General features: G+C 71.2%; 19 protein-coding genes and 1 riboswitch. Of the genes, 10 read left to right on the top strand and 9 right to left on the bottom strand.

Going from position 1 to position 22,194, the window contains the following annotated elements:
* Window positions 1-153 precede the first annotated feature (153 nt).
* A riboswitch (cyclic di-AMP (ydaO/yuaA leader) is annotated at window positions 154-327 on the top strand.
* A 7-nt stretch (window positions 328-334) separates the two neighbouring features.
* Window positions 335-1,507 carry an NlpC/P60 family protein gene (locus ACLZN2_RS35680; protein ID WP_416983639.1) on the top strand — a complete coding sequence of 391 codons (1,173 nt, stop codon included), beginning with the start codon at window positions 335-337 and terminating at the stop codon, window positions 1,505-1,507.
* 97 nt (window positions 1,508-1,604) lie between these two features.
* On the top strand, window positions 1,605-2,621 hold the full coding sequence (locus ACLZN2_RS35675) for a tellurite resistance/C4-dicarboxylate transporter family protein (protein WP_416983638.1): 1,017 nt from the start codon (window positions 1,605-1,607) through the stop codon (window positions 2,619-2,621).
* On the opposite strand, the gene ACLZN2_RS35670 is transcribed toward ACLZN2_RS35675, so the two are convergent.
* A complete protein-coding gene (locus ACLZN2_RS35670) occupies window positions 2,599-2,952 on the bottom strand; it encodes a hypothetical protein (RefSeq protein WP_416983637.1) in 354 nt (117 codons plus the stop codon). The genes ACLZN2_RS35675 and ACLZN2_RS35670 overlap by 23 nt on opposite strands.
* A 496-nt stretch (window positions 2,953-3,448) precedes the next feature.
* Here ACLZN2_RS35670 and ACLZN2_RS35665 point away from each other — a divergent pair, with 496 nt between their 5' ends.
* Window positions 3,449-4,531: an NlpC/P60 family protein gene (locus tag ACLZN2_RS35665; protein ID WP_416983636.1), complete on the top strand. Its 1,083-nt coding sequence runs from the start codon at window positions 3,449-3,451 to the stop codon at window positions 4,529-4,531.
* Window positions 4,532-4,568: 37 nt separating this feature from the next.
* Here ACLZN2_RS35665 and ACLZN2_RS35660 read toward each other — a convergent pair whose 3' ends face one another.
* Entirely contained in the window at window positions 4,569-5,315 is a 747-nt protein-coding gene (locus ACLZN2_RS35660; protein WP_416983635.1) for a LuxR C-terminal-related transcriptional regulator, read from the bottom strand.
* Window positions 5,315-6,604, bottom strand: coding sequence for a PspC domain-containing protein (locus ACLZN2_RS35655; RefSeq protein WP_416983634.1), 1,290 nt, complete (start codon window positions 6,602-6,604; stop codon window positions 5,315-5,317). Before ACLZN2_RS35655 ends, ACLZN2_RS35660 begins: the two co-directional genes overlap by 1 nt.
* 179 nt (window positions 6,605-6,783) lie before the next feature.
* On the opposite strand from ACLZN2_RS35655, the gene ACLZN2_RS35650 reads away from it, so the two are divergent.
* Both ACLZN2_RS35650 and ACLZN2_RS35645 read left to right on the top strand, forming a co-directional pair.
* Complete coding sequence (locus ACLZN2_RS35650) at window positions 6,784-8,331, top strand: PspC domain-containing protein (protein ID WP_416983633.1); 1,548 nt, start codon at window positions 6,784-6,786, stop codon at window positions 8,329-8,331.
* On the top strand, window positions 8,318-8,563 hold the full coding sequence (locus tag ACLZN2_RS35645; protein ID WP_416983632.1) for a hypothetical protein: 246 nt from the start codon (window positions 8,318-8,320) through the stop codon (window positions 8,561-8,563). The genes ACLZN2_RS35650 and ACLZN2_RS35645 overlap by 14 nt, the downstream gene beginning before the upstream one ends.
* Before the next feature lie 120 nt (window positions 8,564-8,683).
* On the opposite strand, the gene ACLZN2_RS35640 is transcribed toward ACLZN2_RS35645, so the two are convergent.
* Together ACLZN2_RS35640 and ACLZN2_RS35635 are read right to left on the bottom strand one after the other, a co-directional pair.
* Window positions 8,684-9,205: a DoxX family protein gene (locus ACLZN2_RS35640; RefSeq protein WP_416983631.1), complete on the bottom strand. Its 522-nt coding sequence runs from the start codon at window positions 9,203-9,205 to the stop codon at window positions 8,684-8,686.
* A 260-nt stretch (window positions 9,206-9,465) separates the two neighbouring features.
* The gene (locus ACLZN2_RS35635) at window positions 9,466-10,755 is read right to left on the bottom strand and encodes a hypothetical protein (RefSeq protein ID WP_416983629.1); all 1,290 of its coding nucleotides are present in this window, start codon (window positions 10,753-10,755) and stop codon (window positions 9,466-9,468) included.
* A 203-nt stretch (window positions 10,756-10,958) separates the two neighbouring features.
* On the opposite strand from ACLZN2_RS35635, the gene ACLZN2_RS35630 reads away from it, so the two are divergent.
* A complete protein-coding gene (locus tag ACLZN2_RS35630) occupies window positions 10,959-11,900 on the top strand; it encodes a DUF4429 domain-containing protein (RefSeq protein WP_416983628.1) in 942 nt (313 codons plus the stop codon).
* On the opposite strand, the gene ACLZN2_RS35625 is transcribed toward ACLZN2_RS35630, so the two are convergent.
* Entirely contained in the window at window positions 11,869-12,663 is a 795-nt protein-coding gene (locus tag ACLZN2_RS35625; protein WP_416983627.1) for a class II aldolase/adducin family protein, read from the bottom strand. The genes ACLZN2_RS35630 and ACLZN2_RS35625 overlap by 32 nt on opposite strands.
* Window positions 12,664-12,811: 148 nt before the next feature.
* On the opposite strand from ACLZN2_RS35625, the gene ACLZN2_RS35620 reads away from it, so the two are divergent.
* Complete coding sequence (locus ACLZN2_RS35620; RefSeq protein WP_416983625.1) at window positions 12,812-13,300, top strand: pyridoxamine 5'-phosphate oxidase family protein; 489 nt, start codon at window positions 12,812-12,814, stop codon at window positions 13,298-13,300.
* 12 nt (window positions 13,301-13,312) lie between these two features.
* Here ACLZN2_RS35620 and guaA read toward each other — a convergent pair whose 3' ends face one another.
* Entirely contained in the window at window positions 13,313-14,893 is a 1,581-nt protein-coding gene (gene guaA, locus ACLZN2_RS35615) for a glutamine-hydrolyzing GMP synthase (RefSeq protein WP_416983624.1), read from the bottom strand.
* Between the two features lie 937 nt (window positions 14,894-15,830).
* Here guaA and ACLZN2_RS35610 point away from each other — a divergent pair.
* The gene (locus ACLZN2_RS35610) at window positions 15,831-16,112 is read left to right on the top strand and encodes a chorismate mutase (protein WP_416983623.1); all 282 of its coding nucleotides are present in this window, start codon (window positions 15,831-15,833) and stop codon (window positions 16,110-16,112) included.
* Between the two features lie 698 nt (window positions 16,113-16,810).
* Window positions 16,811-17,857 (top strand): LPXTG cell wall anchor domain-containing protein, encoded by a 1,047-nt coding sequence (locus tag ACLZN2_RS35605; RefSeq protein WP_416983622.1) that lies wholly within the window; start codon window positions 16,811-16,813, stop codon window positions 17,855-17,857.
* Window positions 17,858-18,025: 168 nt separating this feature from the next.
* Here ACLZN2_RS35605 and ACLZN2_RS35600 read toward each other — a convergent pair whose 3' ends face one another.
* Entirely contained in the window at window positions 18,026-19,840 is a 1,815-nt protein-coding gene (locus ACLZN2_RS35600; protein ID WP_416983657.1) for a GMC oxidoreductase, read from the bottom strand.
* A gap of 81 nt (window positions 19,841-19,921) precedes the next feature.
* On the bottom strand, window positions 19,922-21,553 hold the full coding sequence (locus ACLZN2_RS35595) for a succinic semialdehyde dehydrogenase (RefSeq protein ID WP_416983621.1): 1,632 nt from the start codon (window positions 21,551-21,553) through the stop codon (window positions 19,922-19,924).
* Between the two features lie 374 nt (window positions 21,554-21,927).
* On the opposite strand from ACLZN2_RS35595, the gene ACLZN2_RS35590 reads away from it, so the two are divergent.
* Entirely contained in the window at window positions 21,928-22,074 is a 147-nt protein-coding gene (locus tag ACLZN2_RS35590) for a hypothetical protein (RefSeq protein ID WP_416983658.1), read from the top strand.
* Window positions 22,075-22,194 lie beyond the last annotated feature (120 nt).

The raw sequence follows: 22,194 nt of genomic DNA, 5'->3' as shown, positions 1-22,194 counted from the left end.
CGCTATCACAGCACGTGATCCCATGTCTCGGCTTTGCGCAAGATAACAAAAATGTATCGGGCATATCGCCCATCAACCTTCACAGGGGCCACACGAGTTGGCTACCGTGCCGGGCAGGCCACGCGGATCCCCACCGGCGAACCTCGCCGGGCCGTACGGCCTCCGCCGAGTCCGGTGTGCCCCCTGCGCGGCAGCCGGAGCCGGGGACCCACCGAGACCCCGGGGTGAATCGGCCCGACTCCCGACGGGAGGCGGCCGTAGGGCGCCCTTCCGAACCATCCGCCCGAACCCGACAGCTAACCCGGTAGGCGGACGATGGAAGGAGTCGCCTCTCTTGGCGTCGCAGCACCGCAAGCCGCGCTTTTCGGGCACCCGCGTGGCAGGCATACGCACGCCCGCCCTGGCCACCGCCGCCCTCACGTCCGTGGCCCTGCTCTCCCAGACGGCTAACGCCGCCCCGGCCGACGACGGCAAGCCGAGCCTGGAGGAGGTCGAGAAGAAGGTCGACGACCTCTACCGCCAGGCGGAGTCGGCGACCGAGAAGTACAACGCCGCCAAGGAGAAGACGACCAAGCAGCGCAAGCGGGTCGACGGTCTCCTCGATGACGTCGCGAAGCGCACCCAGAAGCTCAACGAGGCGCGGGAGGAGCTCGGTTCCTTCGCCGCCGCCCAGTACCGCACCGGTGCCTCCGCGCCCGACACGGCGACCTTCCTGCTGGCGGACTCCCCGCAGGACTACTTCGACCAGACGCAGCTGATGGGTCGGATGACCGACCGTCAGAAGGGCGCGGTCGACGACTACGTCACCGAGCAGTCGGCGACGATGAAGAAGCGGCAGGAGGCCGCCGAGAGCCTCGCGACGCTCACCGACGCCCAGAGCGACCTGAAGACCGCCAAGGCCACCGTCCAGAAGAAACTCGGCGATGCCCGCGAGCTGCTGGCGCAGCTGACGGCCGAGGAGAAGGCGCGGCTGGCGGCCATCGAGAAGCAGAAGCAGGAGGAGGCCGCGCGCAAGGCGGCCGAGCTGGCCCAGCAGCAGGCGGCGGAACAGGCCGCCCAGCAGGACGCCGGCACGTCCTCCTCCGGGTCGTCCGACTCCTCCTCGTCCTCGTCATCCTCGTCGTCCTCGTCCACGGACTCCTCGTACGCCACCAAGGCCGAGAAGGCGCTCGCCTTCGCCCGCGCACAGATCGGCAAGCCGTACGTCTGGGGCGCCACCGGCCCCGACTCCTACGACTGCTCCGGTCTGACCCAGGCCGCCTGGAAGGCCGCCGGAGTCTCCCTCCCGCGCACCACCTACGACCAGGTGAACGCGGGCACCACCGTCTCCCTCGCCGACGCCCAGCCCGGTGACCTGGTCTTCTTCTACGACGACGTCAGCCACGTCGGCATCTACATCGGCAACGGCATGATGATCCACGCCCCGAAGCCGGGCGCGTACGTCCGCGAGGAGTCCATCTACTATGACGGCGAGTCGGGCATCCACAGCGTGGTCCGCCCGGCCTGAGGCACGTTTGGGTACAGGCACGCGCGCGTAGGCCGTTTTTTGCCTCTACGCGCGTGTGCCGCCGCGTGAGCCGCTTCGCATCCCTAGCATCGGCTTCATGCCCGGCACCTCCTCCCCGCGCGCCTGGTGGGCGCGGCGTCCGCCGGCGGCCGGGGCCGCCGTTCTGGCCACCGGCATCCTGTCGGTCGGACTGCGCCTGGCGGGACACGAGGTGCTCTCCCATGCCACGCTGGCGCTGGCCGGCACAGCCTGGGTGATGCTGGCCGCGGACTTCGTCGTACGGCTGCTGCGGGAGCGCCGGCGCCGGCTGGCGGAGGATGGCACGCCGGGCGGGCTGACGGCCGTGGCCGCCACGGCCGTGCTCGGCACGGGCGTCTCGGAGCTCGGCCGGCAGAACTGGGCCTGGGCGCTGCTGGCCCTGTCCGCCCTGCTGTGGCCAGTGCTGATGACGGCTGTCGTACGGCATGTCGTACGGCATGTCATGAGCCATCAGGCCCGCCGGATGCCCGGGGACGTGTTCCTTTGCTGTGTGGCCACCCAGGCGCTCGCGGTGCTGGGCGCGACCCTGGGGAAGGCGGAGACGCTCGCCTGGCCGGCGCACACCGCGCTCGTGCTGTTCTGGCTCGGCCTGGTGCTCTACGCGGTCATGTTCGCCCTGTTCGACTGGCGGCAGGTGACCGAGGGCGCCGGGGACCAGTGGGTCGCCGGCGGGGCGCTCGCCGTCTCGGCGCTCGCGGGGGCGAGGCTCATCGACGCCGATCACGGGCTGTACCTGTGGAACGCCGACGACCGGGGCGTCCTGCGCGGGATGACCAACGCCCTGCTCGTGCTCGCCCTGTGCTGGTACGTCGTCCTGCTCGCCGCCGAGCTGCTCCGGCCACGGCTGCGCTACGACATGCGGCGATGGGCGACTGTGTTTCCAATGGGGATGACGGCGGTGGCGATGCAGTCCGTCGCCACCGCCACCGACCTCCCGGGCCTGAAGGGGCCCGGGGAGGTGTTGTTGTGGGTGGCGGTGGCGGTGTGGCTGGCGGTCGCCGTGGCGGCCCTGCGCGCCGGGTTCGCCGGGTGGGCCGGGTCCGCGGGGTCCGTCACGTCCAGAGGACCGCGATGAAGATGTTCGCCACGGTCAGCAGCCCGACCAGGCCGAACAGGGGCTTCTCCACCTTCTCGTCGTCCCGCTTCACATAGACCAGGCCGAGGATCACGACGAGCAGCGCCAGCTTCACCCCGATCTTGATGTTGTTGACGGGCTGGTCGTCGGCCTGGTTGAGGCCGACCAGGATCACGCCGGTGAGCAGCATGGTCGCCGCGCCGTGCAGCATCGCGGGGACGAAACGGGCCGTGCCCTGGCCCATGGCCTTCATCTGCGTGAGGAAGCCGCCCAGGAGCGCGGCGATGCCGATGATGTGCAGGCCGACGAAGAGATGGATGAGTACGTCCATGAGGCCGGATGCTAATCAGCCCGGCACACGCCACCCGACACCGGCCCTCCCCATGTGACCGGGCCTGTATTGATGCGCCCCATAGCATCCCCCCGCACCGAGGTGTCCTGGAACCGCCGCATCGATCACCGCACCGCGCGAACCCGACGCCCCCACCCCGGACGCCCGGACAGAAACGATCACGCGGCGGTCTGCTCAGGCCTTTTCCGTACATCGCGTTACCAACCCGACACAGACGGGCCTAGCGTCCTCCCCCAGGTGACCGGCTCCCCACCGCCGCCCAGGCCAGGGGCGGCAGTCGGCCACCACCGCCGAGAAGGTCCGGCGGCGTCCCGCTCCCCCTGTGCGGGCCGCCGTCGGACACGTCAGCCGCTCCCTCGGTCGTCCGTCCGCTCCCCCGACGGCCGATGGAGCTCCTGACAGCCACCGGTCCGGCCGACGACGGTCGGAGGACCCCACGGCCGAGGCGGTCGTACGAAAGGACGTGCAGTCCCACGTGGCAGCGCACCGCAAGCCCCGACAGCGCTCGCTCGGCGGCCAGACGGCCCGTACGGCGTTCACCCTCGCCCTCGCAGGCGCGGCGACCGCCACGGCCTTCGACGGCACCGGACAGGCCGAGCCCCAGCTGACCACCGCTCAGGTCAAGGCCAAGGTGGACAGGCTGTACCAGGAGGCGGAGGCGGCCACCGAGCAGTACAACGGCGCGCAGGAGAAGGCCACCGCCGCCCAGCGGCACCTTCGGACCCTGCGGGACGAGGCGGCCCGCAAGGAGGAGCAGCTCAACTCGGCACGGGAGGCGCTGGGCACGATGGCGGCTGCGCAGTACCGCAGCGGCGGCCTCGACCCCGCCGTGCAACTGGCCCTTTCCGACGACCCCGACCAGTACCTCGACGGCGCCGCCTTCGCCGAACGCGCCGGCGACCGACAGTCCGCCGCCGTCGCCCGCGTCCGCCACCAGCTCCGTGAGATCGAGCAGTTGCGCGGCGCCGCCCGCCTCGAACTGTCCTCCCTCAAGGCCCGCAAGACGGAGCTGAAGAAACACAAGAAGACCATCACCGACAAACTCACCACGGCCCGCGGCCTCCTCGCCCGGCTGACAGCGGCGGAAAGGGCCCGGATCGCAGCGGACACGGGCGGCGGCACCGGAACGACCGAGCGCGCCTCACGAGCCTCCTCCGGCTCCCGCGACCCCCTCCAGGCGCCCGGCACCACCACCGCCTCCGCCCCCAACTCCCGGGCGGCCGCAGCCGTCTCCTTCGCCCACTCCAAGCTCGGCAGCCCCTACGTCTGGGGCGCCACCGGCCCCGACGCCTTCGACTGCTCGGGCCTCGTCCTGGCCGCCTACCGCTCCGCCGGGGTCTCCCTGCCCCGCACGACCTACGCCCAGATCGGCGCCGGCCAACGCGTCTCCCGCTCCGAACTCCGCCCCGGCGACCTGGTGTTCTTCTACTCCGGCATCACCCACGTAGGCCTCTACATCGGCAACGGCCAGATGATCCACGCCCCCAACCCCTCGGCCCCGGTACGCATCGCGCCCATCGACGAGATGCCCTTCGCCGGGGCGACCCGGGTGGTGTGAGCCGAGGGCCTCCGGACATGGGCGAGGCCGCGGTGGGTCACACCAGACGTCGTGCCGTCGCCCAACGCGTCAGCTCATGACGGTTCGACAACTGGAGCTTGCGGAGCACCGCCGAGACATGGGACTCGACCGTCTTCACCGAGATGAACAGCTGCTTGGCGATCTCCTTGTACGCATAGCCGCGGGCGATGAGGCGCAGCACCTCGCGCTCGCGCTGGGTGAGCCGGTCGAGGTCCTCGTCGACCGGAGGGGCATCGGTGGAGGCGAAGGCGTCCAGGACGAACCCGGCGAGGCGCGGCGAGAAGACCGCGTCGCCCTCCTGCACCCGGAAGACGGAGTCGACCAGATCGGTACCGGTGATCGTCTTGGTGACGTAACCGCGAGCACCCCCACGGATCACCCCGATCACGTCCTCCGCCGCGTCCGAGACGGACAACGCGAGGAAACGCACCGGCTGCTCGGTGTCGGCCATCAACGCGGCGCAGCGGCGCAGCACTTCGACCCCGCCGCCGCCCGGCAGATGGACGTCGAGAAGGACCACCTCGGGCCGGGTCGCGGTGATGACGGTGACCGCCTGGTCGACGTCCGCCGCCTCGCCGACGACCTCGACGCCCGTCTGCTCGGTCTGGCCGATCTCGGCCTGCACACCCGTACGGAACATACGGTGGTCGTCGACCAGGACCACCCGCACGCGCCGCCCGCCCGTGCCCTCGCCGGAGGTCTGCGCCGACCCGGCGCCCTCCCCCGCCCCCGCAGCCGCGCTCTTCTCGGTCGGGTCGCTCATCACGTCTTCTCCGCCCTCTCCATCTCCAGCTCGACCTCCGTGCCGCCGCCCGGCACCGCCCGCAGCCGGGCCGTACCGCCGTTGCGCTCCATACGGCCGATGATCGATTCTCTGACGCCCATGCGGTCGGCGGGTATCGAGTCCAGGTCGAAGCCGGGGCCACGGTCCCGGACGGACACGAAGACCGTCCTGCCCTCGACTTCGGCGTACACCTGCACGGCACCCCCCTCGCCACCGTACTTCGCGGCGTTCACCATCGCCTCGCGCGCGGCCTGCATCTGCGCGCCGACCCGCTCGTCGAGCGGGCAGTCGCCCACGACCACGACCTCTATGGGGACGCCGTGCTTGTCCTCGACCTCCGCCGCGTTGCGCCGGACCGCGTCGGCGACCGTCGTCGGCTCGTCCTCCTCGTCCTTGCCGGTGCCCTCGGGTTTGTAGAGCCAGGTGCGCAGGTCCCGCTCCTGGGCTCGGGCGAGACGGCGCACCTCGTTCGCGTTCTCCGCGTTGCGCTGGATCAGGGTCAGGGTGTGCAGCACGGAGTCGTGGACATGGGCGGCGACCTCGGCGCGCTCCTGGGCCCGGATGCGCATCAGACGCTCCTCGGAGAGGTCCTGGGTCATCCGGACCAGGTAGGGGCCTGCGAGCAGGGTGATCCCGACGAGGACGGCGAGCGCCGCCTGCAGGACCGAGCCGAGGTGGGCGGCCGAGCCCTGTAGGACGAAGATGCCCGAGACACCGGCCGTGACGAGGAGGACGCCGGCGCCGGCGCGCAGCAGCGTGAGCGTGCGGCGTCTGCGCCCCACCTCGACCCAGCGGGCCCGGCGGGCGTTGTCCGCCTGGCGCCAGACGAGGGCGACACCCGCGCCGACCAGCACGGCGGGCAGGAGATACGCCTTGGCACCGCTGCCAAGGTTCACATTGCTGACGAAGACCAGGGCGACGACGACCATGAGGAGCAGGGCGACGATCTGGCCCCGGTCCGGTCTGCGGGGGACGATTCTACGACGACCGTCGGGCGCGGTCTCGGTGGCGACGAGAGAGGGCGGTTTCTGGTCGCCGACGCCGCCGACACCCAGCGGGACGAAGAACCAGAAGGCCGCGTAGAGCAGGGCGCCTAGGCCGTCCGCCATGAACAGGCCGATGAAGACGAGCCGCACCCACACGACGGGCAGCCCGAGATGCCCGGCGAGCCCCCGCGCCACGCCACCCAGCCAGCGTCCGTCGCTGCTGCGGTAGAGCTTGCGCTGAGGCCGCGGTTCGACGAGTGGCGCTGCTGCGGCTTCCGGCATGCCAACGATGGTCACACAGCGTGCGGGCCAGGGCATCAGGGTTCGCCCCCGAGACGCCCCTGATCTTCGGCCCCCTCGCAGGTCGAACGCCTCCCGGGCCCTGTGTCAGGGCCGATATCAGGGTCCGACCAGGGTCGTTCCGACTGCCGCCGGGGCCGCGGGCCCGCCACCATGGACACATGGAAAATCACCAGCACGCCGCGGACGCCGTGCCCGACGGGGGCACCGCGCCCGACGCGGCCGCCCCGTCCACCGGTGCCCAGAGCGCCGCAGGTGAGAAGCCTCGCGCGCACGGGCGTGCGGGCGCGCCCGCACACGGAGAACAGGGAGCGCGCGGAATGACCGAGGGGCCGGTGGAGGACCGGCGGGCCGACGAGGCCCTCACGGCCGCGGAGGCGGCGATCGGCGCGGCGACGGCCGCGGCAGCCGCGGGCGGAGGTGCCGAGGGCGTCGAGCGGCCCACCAGGTTCCGGCGCGACCGGCGGTACAAGATGCTCGCCGGGGTCTGTGCGGGGCTGGGCCGGCACTACGACATGGACCCGGTGATCTTCCGGATCACGCTCGCCGTGCTCTCCGCGACCGGCGGCATCGGCCTCATCTTCTACGGGTTCGCGTGGCTCTTCGTCCCGTACTCCGACGACGAGCAGAACGAGGTGCGCAAGCTGCTGACCGGCCGGGTCGACGGCCAGGCCCTCGTGGGCGTGCTGTTCGCGCTCGTCGGCTGCGGGGTCTTCCTGTCGATGCTGAACAACGGCGGTGTGCTGACCTTCGCCGTCGTCCTGTCGCTACTTCTCGCGGGAGCCGGGTACTGGTCGCGGCACCGTGGTTCCTCCGACCCCGACCCGCTGGCGGCACAGGCGGTCGCCGACGCCCCGCCGGAGGCCCAGGCACCGCCGGTCCCGGCGTCCTACCCCTCCTGGTGGCGCGACCCCATCGTCAAGGACGGCACGCATGTCGGCGGCACGGGCTACCTGTGGGGTCCCCGGGACCCTCGGGAGCGGGACATCACGGCGGCCATCAATGTCAGCCTCATCGGCCACGCGGGCGACCGCGAGGACATACGGGGCCGGCCCGGCCGCTCCCCCGCTCCGCGCGGCCCCCGCTGGACGGGCGGCTGGGTGTTCCTGCTGGCCCTACTCGCCGGCGGCCTGGTCACCCGGCTCACCTGGGACGAACACCCGCTCGGCACCAGCCTGCAGGCCGGTCTGGCCGCCGCGCTGATCGTGCTCGGCGCGGGCATCGCGGTCAGCTCGTTCCTGGGGCGCACGGGCGCGGGCTCGGTGTTCCTGGCGGTCGTCACCGCCGGTCTGCTGGCGGGTTCGGCGGTCCTGCCCAAGGACGTGACCACGCACTGGATCGACAGGACCTGGCGGCCCACGGCGGTGACGGACGTGCAGGAGGCCTACGACCTGGGCACCGGTGACGCGAAGCTGGACCTGTCCGAGCTGGACGTGGCCAAGGGCCGGACGGTGAGCACCAATGCGGAGGTGGGGATGGGCCGGCTGCGGGTGATCGTGCCTCCGAACGTGACGGTGAAGCTGAACATCGACGTCGGGCTGGGCGACATCCAGCTGCCCGGCGAGAGCAAGGAGGACGTGGACGTGGAGCCGGGCAAGCACAGGACGGTGACGCTGTCGCCGCTGTCGGGCACCAAGGACGCCGGGACACTCGACCTCGACCTGCAGGTCGGGATGGGACAGGCGGAGGTGACCCGTGCTGCGTCATGAGTTCCAGCCCGGCAGGCTGGTCGCGGGCGCGTTCTTCACCCTCGCGGGTGTCATCTACGCAGGTGACGCGGGCGGTCTCTGGGAGACACCTTGGTTCGCGATCATTCCTCTGGTCGTGGCAGGCCTCTGCCTGGCCGGGGCGACGGGCGCGGTCGCCCGATCCATACGCAGACGCCGCCGTACCGACCGAGGAACGCCCGCCGGGGCAGCGGGCACGGACAGCAGTATCTGAACAGGAGGTTCGCGACGGGATGAAGGCCCCGAACGGGCCGCACCACGCGCTGGGCCGAGGGCGAGCGGTGGGTGCGGCCGGGAAGGGCAGCCCTGGGTCGGGGCAGGGCTGCGGGTGGTGTCAGTGCAGACCGCCTGATCGTTGGCGGCGCCTGCTGTGCCAGAGGGCGTCGAGGGAGAGGTAGGGGGCGCCCGCGAGGACGAGGGGGAGCCAGGCCATGAGGTAGATGAGGTCGTTGCCGTAGTAGTAGGGGTCGGACGCCCAGCTCACCGTCAGCCAGAGGGAAAGGGAGATCAGCGCACCGCCGAGAGCGGCGAGGCGGGTGAGGAGGCCGATCAGGGTGCCGATGCCGACGGCGAGTTCGCCGAGGGCGATGGCGTAGCCGAAGCCGACCGGGTTCTTCAGGGCCAGGTCGACCAGGGCGGGGATGGCCGAGGAGTCACGGACGGCACGCATGGTGTCGCCGATCGAGCCCGCGCCGCCGTCCTTCATGAAGGCGCTGTCGGTGAGTTTGTCGAGACCGGCGTAGATGAAAGTGACGCCGAGGAAGATCCGTAGAGGAAGGAGGGCGTAGTGGGTGGCGGTGTCCCGCCAGCCTCGGCCGCCGCCCTGGAGATGGGGGGGATAGGTGTCCGTCCGCATGCCGTGAGTCATCGCCCGTAGCCGCCTCTCGCCCGGAGTGGTGGGACCCCTCAACAGACCATACGTACGAAATGGGGGGTGCGCTCAATTGTTTGCACAGCCTGTGCATCCGACTGGTTCACTCCGCCCGCGCGTTCACTTCGGCCCGTCGATACGCGAGCTGCCTACCCCGCCTCGCGTATCTCATCCGTGGCTGCCGGCGCCGCGCTCCGCCTCCGCCCCACCCCCGACAGGCACGGCCGGTTCGTCGGCGAGCCGGGCTACTCGGTGACGTCGATCGTGTAGCGGTTCGTCTCGACGCCTGCCGCGGTGACGACCTGGACCTCTACTCGGCCGGGTTCGACGTCCGCGGGGACGGGGACGGTGAGGACGGCGTCGGTGGGGTTGCTGAAGCCGCCGGTGACGGGGACGAGGGGGACGTGGACATGGACCGGGCCGATACGGACGACCATGCGGGAGAGCCGGTCGGCGGTCTGGGCACCTGGCGGGACGAAGCCGGCGCCGCGGATCTCGATGTCGTCGCCGGTGCGGATGGGGGCGTCGAGGTCGCCGGCCTCGCGGGAGCGGACGACGGAGAGGATGACGGGGCGGCCGCCCTCGGCGTACTTGCCGGCGAGGTAGGTCGCGGCCGAGACCAGGACCACGACGGCGAGACCCCAGGGCAGGTCGGGGAGCTGGTCGGGGCGGCGGGCGAGGCGGACCGCGGCGAAGGCCAGGGCGACGGCGCTGATCACGACGTACTGGATGTCGGCGAAGGTGCCGCGGCCGGAGTCGTCGGTGAGGAGGTCGGCGGCCCGGGGGCGGTGGGCGCGGACCTTCTGGAGGCGCTGGGCCAGGACCCGTAGGCCCACCACCCGGCGGACCAGGACCGCGATGCCGCAGACCACGGCGAGGACGGTCACGACACCCGCGCCGCGGGCGAGGTCGAGGCCTGAGATGAGGGCGTCGCGTTCGGTGTGGCCGGAGGCGGCGGCAAGGCGGCCGACGAGGACGAGGACGGCGTAGGAGAGGAGGAGGACCCAGGCGGCGGCGACCGCGCGGGAGGTGGAGAGGCGGTTGTCCTCGCCGATCACGGGGGCGAGGGCGCCGCCGCGGGAGCGGTGGAACCAGGAGGCGGTGGTGAGGGCGCCGGCCACGACGAGGGCGGCGAGGAGTCCGGCGGTGCGGGCCGAGGTCCAGCCCGCGCCGATCGCGGTCAGGGCCTGGACGAGGAGGAGCAGCACGACCACCGCCCAGACGGTGATCGCTGTGCGCAGCCAGAGGCGGGCGAGCCAGGCCTGGCCCTCGGCGCGGCCGCGTTCGGCGACGAGTTCCGCCGATTGGGTGAGTTCCTCGGAGACCCACTGACGGGAGGCCGAGGCGGAGTGGGCGACGGCGGCCGGCAGGCCCTGGCCGGCGGCGAACTCGTCGCGTTTGAGCAGGAACGCGGCGACCGCGCGCCGGTGTCCCTCGCGGGCGCCGTGCGGGCAGTCCCCGCAGGTGCAGCCGCCGTCGTGGGGGCCCGCGCCCGTGCCTGGGTGCGTGCCCTGTCTCGCCTCCTGTACCGCCACGTCCGACGCCCGCCTTCCCCGTGACCCGAACGGGCGGCGGCTCCTCAGGGACCCGTTGTGGATCCCGGCCGCCGCCCTGCTGACAACTCCCCCGCGATGACAGCGAATTGTGCCCTACCGCACACGGTCCGGCTTCGGCAGGTCTGGTCAGAGCGGGTGAAGAAGGGAGGGGCCGTGTTGACCCGGCTGCGAGAATTGTCCGTATGGCCGAGATCATCCAGCGTGACGGGAGCTGGGCCTTCGACGGTACGACGGTCCGGATCACGCCGGGGCTGCACCGTTCCGTGCCGCTGTTCCGGCAGACGTACGGGGAGATCGTCGTGCCGTTGGAGGCGGTCGCCGGGATCGTCTACGAGCCGGAACGGCGGCGGGGGCGGCTGCGGATGTGCTTGCGGGAGGGAGCGGATCCGCTGTTGCAGGCGACGGGCGGGCGGCTGCCCGAGGCGGCGGATCCGTACCGGCTGCTGGTGGACGTGGACCGTTCCGGGCTGGCGGAGTACGTCGTCGAGGAGATCCGGAACGCGCTGCTGCTGGACCAGGTGCCCAAGGAGCCCACCCGGTCCTATCTGCTGCCGGGGCCGCCGGTTCCGGTGTCGGTGCGTTCGTCGGACGGCACGGTGTCCTTCGACGGGGCGCGGGTGCGGATCGACTGGGCGGACACCTCGGACCGGGTGAAGCGGGCGACCGGGCCGCGGATCATCGCGGTCGGGGATCTGGTGCAGGTGGAGTGGCTGCCGAACTCCGGCCACGAGGACGGGTTTCTGCGGTTCGTGACCCGGGAGACGCCCTTCTCGAATCGGCCGGCCTCGAAGCTGCCGGCGGAGAAGGATCCGTTCGCGCTGGATCTGTGGGGCAGTGTGCAGCGGGATCTGCTGACGGCGCTGGTGGCGACGGCTGTGACGGCGCGGATGCCGCATCCCTCGGCGCAGGCGGACGCCAGTGGCGCGGGTCGGCCGCAGCGGCGGGCGGCGGCCGTTCCGGCCCAGGCCGACCATCACGACGCACTGCTGCGCAGGCTGCGGGAGCTGGGTGAGCTGCACCGGGACGGGGTGCTCACGGACGAGGAGTTCGCGCGGACGAAGGCCGTGATACTGCGCGGCTTTCAGGAAGGTCCTAGCTCAGCAGGTCCGGTTCGGTGTGGCTGATGTCCTGCCAGAGGGGTTGGTAGTTGATCCAGGCCACGAGGTCGCCGCCGAGTTGTTCGCGGGTGGCGACGGCCGCGCGGTGGCCGATCAGCAGGGGGCGGCCGGCGGCGCGGGCGGTGAGCTGGACCTGGCTGGAGCGTTCCATGGACAGGAACCACCAGGCGGCCGCGTCGACCGAGTCGCCGACGGTGAGCAGTCCGTGGTTGCGCAGGACGAGGGCCTTGCGGGAGCCGAGGGCGCTCGCGATGCGCCGGCCCTCCTCGGTGTCGACGGCTACGCCGGTGTAGGCGTCGTAGAGGGCGTGGTCCTCGTAGAAGGCGCAGCTCTCCTGGGTGAGGGGGTCGAGGAGCTCACCGAGGGCGGCGAGGGCGCGGCCGTACACCGAGTGGCAGTGGGCGACGGCGACGACGTCCGGGCGGGCGGCGTGGACCTGGGCGTGGACGGTGAAGGCGGCCTGGTTGACGTGGTAGCCGCCCTCGACGACCTGGCCGTCGGAGTTGGCGAGAACCAGGTCACTGACGGTGACGTGCTTGAACGACATGCCGAACGGGTTGACCCAGAAGCAGTCGCTGTATTCGGGGTCGCGGGCGGTGATGTGGCCGGACACGCCGTCCTCGAAACCGAGGCGGCCGAAGATGCGTACGGCGCCCGCCAGGCGTTCCTTGCGGTGCCGGCGCTCGTCCTCGACCGAGTCGTGCATCGGCGGCATCGCGAAGTTCAGCCGGTCGGTGGGCAGCGGGGCAGGCGGCGTGGGCCCGTGCATCGGTCCTCCAGCACTGGGTGGGTGTACGGGCGGAAGTTACCCTCGGTCAGCGCAGGAGAACAGGCTTGTTATGCAAAGATGACGTGCGTCTGCGGAACACGACAGAAATGCGACAGAAGTTGTCCTGTATCGTGGTCACACTCCGGGTATGACAGCGAACGAGACGGCGGCGAACTGGGCCGCGTTCACAGCGGCCGAACCCGATCTCGCGCGGATCGTCGAGGAGCGGTTCGGCGCGTTCACCCATCATGTGCTGGCGACCCTGCGCAAGGACGGCTCTCCGCGGACGACGGGGCTGGAGGTCCGGTTCCTCGACGGCGAGTTGTGGCTGGGCATGATGCCGGGCTCGGTCAAAGCGCTCGATCTGCGGCGGGATCCGCGTTTCGCATTGCAGGCCAACCCGGGCGAGGGCACGGGGATGGGCGGCGGGGACGTACGGATCGCGGGGCGGGCGGTCGAGGTCGAGGATCCGGCGGTGAAGGGGGCGTACAGGAAAGAGGTGGAACCGCCGGAGCCGTTCCACCTCTTCCGTACCGAGTTGACGGAGGTCGTCAGGACCTACGTCGAGGACGAGACGTTTCTCGTCGTGCAGGTCTGGAAGCCCGGTGTGCCCTTGCGCGTGGTCAAGCGCAGGTGAGCACGGGGAGACCTACTCCCACTCGATGGTGCCCGGCGGCTTGGAGGTGACGTCGACGACAACGCGGTTGACGTCACGGACCTCGTTGGTGATCCGGGTGGAGATCTTCGCGAGAACGTCGTACGGCAGCCGCGACCAGTCGGCGGTCATGGCGTCCTCGGAGGAGACGGGGCGCAGCACGATCGGGTGGCCGTAGGTCCGGCCGTCGCCCTGGACGCCGACGCTGCGGACATCCGCGAGCAGGACGACCGGGCACTGCCAGATCTCGCGGTCGAGACCGGCGGCGGTGAGCTCCTCGCGGGCGATCGCGTCGGCGTCGCGCAGGAGGTCCAGGCGCTCCTTGGTGACCTCGCCGACGATACGGATGCCCAGGCCGGGGCCGGGGAACGGCTGGCGCTGGACGATCTCCTCCGGCAGGCCGAGCTCCTGGCCGACCATACGGACCTCGTCCTTGAAGAGCTTGCGGAGCGGCTCGATGAGCTTGAACTCGAGGTCTTCGGGGAGTCCGCCGACGTTGTGGTGGGACTTGATGTTCGCGGTGCCGGTGCCGCCGCCGGACTCGACGACGTCCGGGTAGAGCGTGCCCTGGACCAGGAACTCCACCGCCGGGCCCTCGTCCGCGATGATCTCGGCCTGGGCCTGCTCGAAGACGCGGATGAACTCGCGGCCGATGGTCTTGCGCTTCTCCTCGGGGTCGGAGACACCCTTGAGCGCGGTGAGGAAGCGCTCCTCGGCGTCGACGACGACGAGCTTCACGCCGGTCGCCGCCACGAAGTCCTTCTCGACCTGCTCGGTCTCGCCCTTGCGCATCAGGCCGTGGTCGACGTACACGCAGGTCAGCTGGTCACCGATGGCCCGGCCGACGAGGGCGGCGGCCACGGCGGAGTCGACGCCGCCGGACAGACCGCAGATGGCGCGCTTGTCGCCGACCAGCTCGCGGATCGCGGCGACCTGCTCCTCGATCACGTTCCCGGTGGTCCAGGTGGGCTTCAGGCCCGCGCCGCGGTAGAGGAAGTGCTCCAGGACCTGCTGGCCGTGCGTGGAGTGCATGACCTCGGGGTGGTACTGGACGCCGTAGAGCCTCTTCTCGTCGTTCTCGAAGGCGGCGACCGGGACGACGTCCGTGGACGCGGTGACGGTGAAGCCCTCGGGGGCGGCGGAGCAGGCGTCGCCGTGCGACATCCACACGTGCTGCTCGGCGGGGGTGCCCTCGAAGAGGGTGGAGGACGTCCGGGAGACGTGGAGATCCGTACGGCCGTACTCGCGGGCGCCGGTGTTGTCGACCGTGCCGCCGAGGGCCTGGGCCATCAGCTGGAAGCCGTAGCACATGCCGAAGACGGGGACGCCGGCGTCGAAGAGGGCGCGGCCGATACGGGGGGCGCCTTCCTCGTACACGGACGAGGGGCCGCCGGAGAGGATGATCGCCGCCGGGTTCTTGGCGAGCATCTCCTCGACCGGCATGGTGCTCGGCACGATCTCGCTGTAGACCCGGGCCTCGCGGACTCGACGGGCGATGAGCTGGGCGTACTGCGCGCCGAAGTCGACGACCAGGACGGTGTCGGGGGCGGCGGCAGCGGGAGTCGCTGATGACACGGGGGCCTTCCGGCGGTGGGGCGGGGGTCTGTGTGTACGCCGATTCTACCGAGGTGGCCGTCGGGACGGTCGCGTCCCTGGGGGCTCCGCCCCCAGACCCCCGGCCTATGCCCACCCACCACCCGACTCGGTAGGCGAAAAGCGGGGCGCCGCCCGGCTCGGCGGGTGAAAAGCCGGACGCCCCCCGACTCGGTGAATCGGAGGCGGGCCATGGCCCGACTCGGCCGGTGGGAAGCCGGACGCCGCCGGACCCGGTAGGCGAAAAGCTCGGCGCCGCCCGACTCGGCGGGTGAAAAGCCGGACGCCCCCGACTCGGTGAATCGGAGGCGGGCCACGACCCGGCTCGGCCGGTGGGAAGCCGGACGCCGCCGGACCCGGTGGGCGGAAAGCGCGGCGCCGCCCGGCTCGGCGGGTGAGAATCGGGACACCGTCCGACTCGGCGAGTGGGAGGCGGGCCACGACCCGGCTCGGCGGGTGGGAAACCGGACGCCGCACGGCTCAGCGGGTGAGAAGCCGGACGCCGCCCGACTCGGTAGGCGGTAAGCCGGACGCCGCCTGGCTCTGCGGGTGGGGAGCCGGACGCCGCCCGGCTCGGTAGGCGGAAAGCGGGGCGACGCCCGGTTCGGTGGGTGGGGAGCCGGGTGCTGTCCGACCCGGTAGGCGGAGAGCGGGCGCAGTCCGATTCGGGGGGCTGCCGTTCGGCTCGGTCGGGAGGGAGGCCTTGTGGCATACTCGGCGCATGCGCAAGCTCCCGACCTTCCTCTTTAGCTATGGCAACCGGCCCACCGGCTGCCATGGTCGTGCTGCTTGAGCCACTGACAAGCGACTTCCCCAGGCGCCCCGGGCCGACAAAGTCCGGGGCGTCTGGCGTTTTCCGGGGCTTGTCGGTCCGGGGCCTCTCCCGACACCGACACCGACACCACCCCAGGAGCCCCCAATGACCGCCCTCGACGTGACCGGCGCCCGTACCCCCGAGGCCGCCGATGTGATCACCGGTGCGCGGGAGCGCATCGACGCCCTCGACGACCGGATCATCGGGCTGATCCAGGAGCGGATGGCCGTGTCCGCCGTCATCCAGGAGGCCCGGATCACCTCCGGAGGCCGGCGGGTGAACCTCTCGCGCGAGATGGAGGTTCTCGGCCACTACAGGGACGCGCTGGACAAGCCCGGCACCGCCCTCGCGATGACGCTGCTGGAGCTGTGCCGGGGTCGTATCTGAGTTCGGGCGCCCTCTCACCCGTACGGCGCGTGACCGCTGTCGGCTCCGCTTCGTTGGTCCCGGTGTCCGTTCCAGCCAGGCGCGGGCAACGAAGAACCACGCGTGGCTCACTGGAGCGATGAGGCGGACGGATCGTGCCGTGCGCCGTGGGACCTCGCTCCAGGTAAGTGACCGGACGGCAGGGGACAGCAGCCCGGTCACCCAAGAGAACGGTCGGTCTCGGGGACGCCCGGGGCCGACCGGCGGAAATTGCAAAAATGCACAAGGGCTGGGTCAAACGGTTGCGGGCGCCGCGTTCATCCAGCACGATGCGTAGAAAGCCCTCCCAGCTCCAAGTCTCGTCCCGGACAACCGTATTGCGTGTTTTGTCCTGACTGACTTCCAGAGGTCCAGACCAACAGAGCGGCGCAACCCCCCGGCGCCGCCTCCCAGGCACCGGCGCTGCCCTGACGCCGGTGCTGACGATAAGAAGGGCCCCGCGGCTCCGCCCCGCGGGGCCCTTCGTCGTGCGTCCGCGCGCAGCCCACGGTCCGCACGCAAGCGTGATGCGGATCACATAAGGATTCTGTGAGGCAGGGACAACTGTTCACAGGGGTCGCTGGTCACACCTGGCGAAACATGGGTCATGCCCGCGCCCCACATTCGCGGAAGGCCTCCCCTAACAGTCGATCCCCAACTGTCGGTCTCCCGAGGTCTTCATGAAGCTTCGCCGAACTCTCCTCACCGCGGCCACGACGGCCGCGATGGTGCCGCTCGCCCTGCTCTCCGCGCCGGGAGCCTTCGCCGAGGAGTCGGGCTCGCCGTCCGCGAGCGCCTCCGAGTCGCAGACCGGATCGGCGTCGCAGACCGCTTCCGCGCCGGAGTCGGGCGACTCGGGCGCCTCGGACACGTCGAGCCCGTCAGGTTCCTCGTCCGACACCACCTCGCCCTCGGCGACCGGCTCGCCGTCCGGCTCGGCCTCGGAGTCCTCCTCGTCGTCGGCGAGCGGGTCGTCCTCCGCGAGCGCGTCGGCCAGTGAGAAGCCGTTCGACCCGTTCACCGACTGCAAGTCCTTCGAGCTGGACGAGAACCTCACCGCGCAGATCACCGGCCTGCCGAACAAGATCGTGGCCGGCTCCGGCTGGCACACCTTCAAGTTCAAGGTCCGCAACGACTCCGACCAGGACCTGTCGAACGTCTACATCGACGCGTTCCTCGAGTACGGCGACGCCGACACGGACGCCTGGCTCTCCGAGGGCCTCGCCGTCATCCAGGTCAAGGAGGACGGGAAGTGGACCGACAGCTTCCAGGACTCGTACGAGGACGAGAACGGCAAGACCGTCGACGTCACGGGCTCCTTCGTCGGGCTGCTCGACACCCTGGAGAAGAACAGCACCTCCACGCTCGACCTGCGGGTGAAGGTCAAGGCGTCGGCCCCGGCCGGTTCGTCGTTCGCGCTGAGCGAGGCGATCTACGCGGGCAAGGACGCCGTGTGCCACGGCAACGGTGACTTCTACGACGTGAAGATCCTCGCCGCCGGCAGCGACACGGGCGATGTCGACGACGCCAAGCCGAACGGCCAGAAGCCCGACACCGACGACGGCACCCGGGCCCAGGGCGGCGCCAAGCCGATCAGCGGCAGCCTCGCCTCCACCGGCTCCGACTCCTCGCTCCCCGTCATCGGCCTCGTCGGCGGTGTCGCCGTCCTCGCCGGTGCGGGAGCGGTCGTGGCGGTCCGCCGCCGCAAGACCGGCGCGCACGTGTAGCGCGCCGCCGCGGACAGCGAAAGGGACCTGCGCTCGGAGGGGGGTGCAGGTCCCTTTCGCTTGCCTCCTCGCGCCACTCCTGCTTCTTCTCTCTCCTTCTTCGGCTTCTCTCTACTTCTTCGGCTTCTCTCTACTTCTTCGGCTTCTCTCTACTTCTTCGGCTTCTCCCTACTTCTTCGGCGGCACCGTCGGCATCCCCAGGAACGGCAGGCGCAGCGCGCCGAACGCGTCCGCCGGAACCGCCGGGGCCTGCGGCTCCACCGGCTTCAGCCGCTCGTACGCCGCTCCCTGCGCCGGACGCGGGTCCGCCTCGCCGTTGTTCGGCCAGTACGACATCGCCCGCTCGGCCTGGGCCGTGATGGTGAGGGAGGGGTTCACGCCCAGGTTCGCCGAGACCGCGGCGCCGTCGACGACCGAGATGCCGGGGTGGCCGTAAAGGCGGTGGTACGGGTCGATGACCCCGGTCTCCCGGGAGTCGCCGATCGGGCAGCCGCCGAGGAAGTGGGCGGTGAGGGGGGTGCCCATCAGCTCGCCCACGTTGGAGCCGGCGAAGCCGTTGATGTCGGCGGCGATCGCGGTGGCTGCCTCCGAGGCGGCCCTGATCTGCTTGGGGTTGGGCGCGCCGTGACCCTGGCGTGCGGTCAGCAGCCCCTTGCCCACGCCCGTCTGCTTCAGATACGTCGTCAGCGAGTTGTCCAGCGACTGCATCACCAGGCCGATGATGGTCCGCTCCGACCAGCGCCGGTTGGACAGCGAGCGCAGGACGAGCAGGGGGTGGCGGGCCGCGCTGGCCAGCCAGCCGGCCACCCGCGACGAGCCCTCCGCGTACGGGACCTGGAGGATGGACAGGCTGCCCATGGAGTTGGAACCCTTGCCGTAGCGGACCGGCTCGATGTGGGTGTTCTCGTCCGGGTGGATCGAGGACGTGATGGCGACCCCGCGCGTGAAATCGGCCTTCGGCGCGCCGGTCGCCTTGCGGTAGCGGCGGTCGTCGGTCTGGGCGCCCACCAGCGCCTCGGAGTTGGTACGGGTCAGCTCCCCGAGCCGGTCGGAGAGGTACGGCAGTTGTCCGTTCGCCTTCATGCGGTGCAGCAGGGTCTGGGTGCCGTAGGTGCCGGCGGCGAGGACGACCCGGCGGGCCTTGAAGGTACGGCCCTTCGACGTACGGCCCTTCGACGTACGGCCCTTCGACGTGCGTCGCTCGTCGGTCGGGAGGGTCGCGACCGCGTATCCTCCCTGCGAGTCGTCCGTGACCGACACGACCGTCGTCATCGGGTGGACCACCGCGCCCGCCTTCTCGGCGAGGTAGAGGTAGTTCTCGTTCAGGGTGTTCTTCGCGCCGTGCCGGCAGCCGGTCATGCACTCGCCGCACTCGGTGCAGGCGTTGCGGGCGGGGCCCGCGCCGCCGAAGTACGGGTCGGCGACCTGCTCCCCCGGCTGCGCCTTCGCGGTGCCGGCGCCGTCCCCGTCCTTGCCGTCTCCGAAGAACACGCCGACCGGCGCGAGGTGGAACGTGTCGCCGACGCCCATCCGCTCCGCCGCCGCCTTCAGGTGGACGTCGGAGGGGGTCGTCGTCGGGTTCAGCCGTACGCCGAGCATGCGGCGCGCCTGGTCGTAGTACGGCTTCAGCTCCTCCTGCCAGTCGGTGATGTGCCGCCACTGGGGGTCGTCGAAGAACGGTTCCGGCGGGACGTAGAGGGTGTTGGCGTAGTTCAGGGAACCGCCGCCGACGCCTGCGCCCGCCAGGACCATGACGTTGCCGAGGAGGTGGATGCGTTGGATTCCATAGCAGCCGAGCTTGGGAGCCCACAGGTAGTTCTTCAGGTCCCAGGAGTTCCTGGGGAGGGATTCGCGGGTGAAGCGGCGGCCGGCTTCCAGGACGCCTACGCTGTAGCCCTTTTCCGTCAGGCGGAGGGCTGTTACGGAACCGCCGAAGCCGGATCCTACGACGATGACGTCGTAGTCGTAGGCGTCCTGGGGCAGGGGCACGGGGCTCTCCTCGTTGAGTTTCGCGTGCGGGCCGTCGATGGTTTCTCGCGCAGTTCCCCGCGCCCCAAAAAGACCTCAGCGCAACCTGAGTGTCTTCATCACCCTCAAGCTCGTGCTCATGAAAGCCGCGTACTTCTCGTCGTCCATCCCCAGTGCCGGGGCCATCGGCAGGATACGCTGCTGGGCCACCGTCTGGGCCTCCGTGTACTTGAGGATGCCCTCCGAGCCGTGGCGGCGGCCGAGGCCGGAGTCCTTCATGCCGCCCATCGGGGACTGGACGCTGCCGTACGCGGGCGCGTAGCCCTCGTTGACGTTGACCGTGCCGGTGCGCAGGCGGGCGGCGACCTCGGCGCCGCGGCGGGCGTTCCTCGTCCAGACGGAGGAGTTCAGGCCGTACGTCGTGGAGTTGGCGAGGGTGATCGCCTCCTCGTCCGTCTTGAAACGGTAGATCGACACGACCGGGCCGAAAGTCTCCTCGCCGCACACCGCCATGGGCTCGGTGACGCCGTCGAGGATGGTCGGCTCGTAGAAGTAGGGGCCGATGTCCGGGCGGGCCACTCCGCCCGCGACCACCTTCGCGCCCTTGGCGACGGCCTCCTCCACATGCCGGGTCACGGTCTCCAGCTGGCGTTCGCCGACCAGGGAGCCCATGTCGGCGCCGTAGGCGAGGGAGTTGCCGAGGCGCATGCCCTTGGTGCGGGTGGCGAAGCGCTCCAGGAAGGCGTCGGCGACCGACTCGTGGACGTAGAGCCGCTCGATGGAGATGCAGAGCTGGCCGGCGGAGGAGAAGCAGGCGCGGACGGCGCCTGCGGCGGCCTTCGCGATGTCGGCGTCGTCGAGGACCAGCATGGCGTTCTTGCCGCCGAGTTCGAGGGACACGCCGACGAGGCGGGCGGCGGCGCCCTGGGCGACCTCACGGCCGGTGCGGGTGGAGCCGGTGAAGGAGACGTAGTCGGCGTGCCGGACGACCTCGGGGCCGACGACCGGGCCCTCGCCGAGGACGACCTGGAAGATGTCGGCGGGCAGACCGGCCTCTATGAGGAGGTCGCGGGCCCACAGGGCCGTCAGGCAGGTCTCCGTGTCCGGCTTCATGACGACCGCGTTGCCCGCGACGAACGCGGGGAGCGCGTCGCCGACGGAGAGCTCCAGGGGGTAGTTCCAGGGGGCGATCTGGCCGACGACCCCGCGCGGGTGGCGCAGTTCGGTCACCTTGGTGAGGGTCGGCATGGCGCCTGCGTGCCGCTTCGGCCGCAGATACGCGGCGGCCCGGCGGCCGTAGTGGCGGGCGGCGACCGCGACGGCCTGGACCTCTTCGTGGGCGTGCAGGCGTGCCTTGCCGGTCTCCAGCTGGATCAGGTCGAGGACCTCGGCCTGACGGGCCAGGACCAGGTCGTGGAAACGCAGGAGCACGGCCGCGCGCTCGCGTACGGGCGTCTGCGCCCACACCGCCTGCGCGGCACGGGCCGCCTCGTAGGCCTTGAGTACGTCCTCGGGGGTGGACTCGGGCAGGTCGGCGAGCTTCTCGCCGGTGAACGGCGTGTGGTTCGCGGTACGGCCGGAGCCGACGACGCCCTTGGTCAGCTGGGCAACGAGCTGGGGGGTGACCACGTCGGCGGCGGTGCGGACGCCTGCGGGGGCGGGGGCGAGGGGGTTGGTACCGGCCGTGGTCGTCGTGCCGGTGGCTTCCGGGGCCTGCGAGTCCGTCATGACGCGCAGGGTATGCCGCGAAGAGGACTTTGGGTACCCGCGGGTAACGGGGATTCACCGACCGTCCACACAACGCCAGTGCCCACTGGCAACGAACCCGCTGATCAGGCCGCCGATCGCGTTCCGGGCCGGTTCCGGACCGGCTCCGAGGCGGTTCCGGACCGGCTCCGAGGCGGTTCCGGACCGGCTCCGGCCGGCTCCGGACCGGCTTCAGCCTGGCATCCGCCCGGCTTTGGCCCGGCTTTGGCCCGGCTTTGGCCCGGCTTTGGCCCGGCTTTGGCCCGGCTTTGGCCCGGCTTTGGCCCAGGTCCGGTCCGGGTCCGGGTCCGGTCCGGGTCCGGGTCCGGGTCCGGGTCCGGGTCCGGGTCCGGGTCGTGAGCATTGCCCGCTCCGAACTCCCCGGCCTCGACGCGCGCATCGGGTACCTGGACGGGAACGACGCCGAGTTCCCCGCCCTGCCCCGGGACCGGGCCAGGTCCGGACCAGCTTCGGGCCAGGTCCGAGCCGGGTCCGGGTCGTGAGCATCGCCCGCTCCGAACTCCCCGGCCTCGACGCGCGCATCGGGTACCTGGACGGGAACGACGCCGAGTTCCCCGCCCTGCCCCAAGACCGAGCCGGGACCGAGCCAGCTTCGGCCTGGC

Source organism: Streptomyces sp. T028 (assembly GCF_048159505.1).
Classification (GTDB): Bacteria; Actinomycetota; Actinomycetes; order Streptomycetales; family Streptomycetaceae; genus Streptomyces.
Note: the sequence above shows the minus strand (reverse complement) of the source record. Positions and strands in the feature narration are given on the sequence as shown.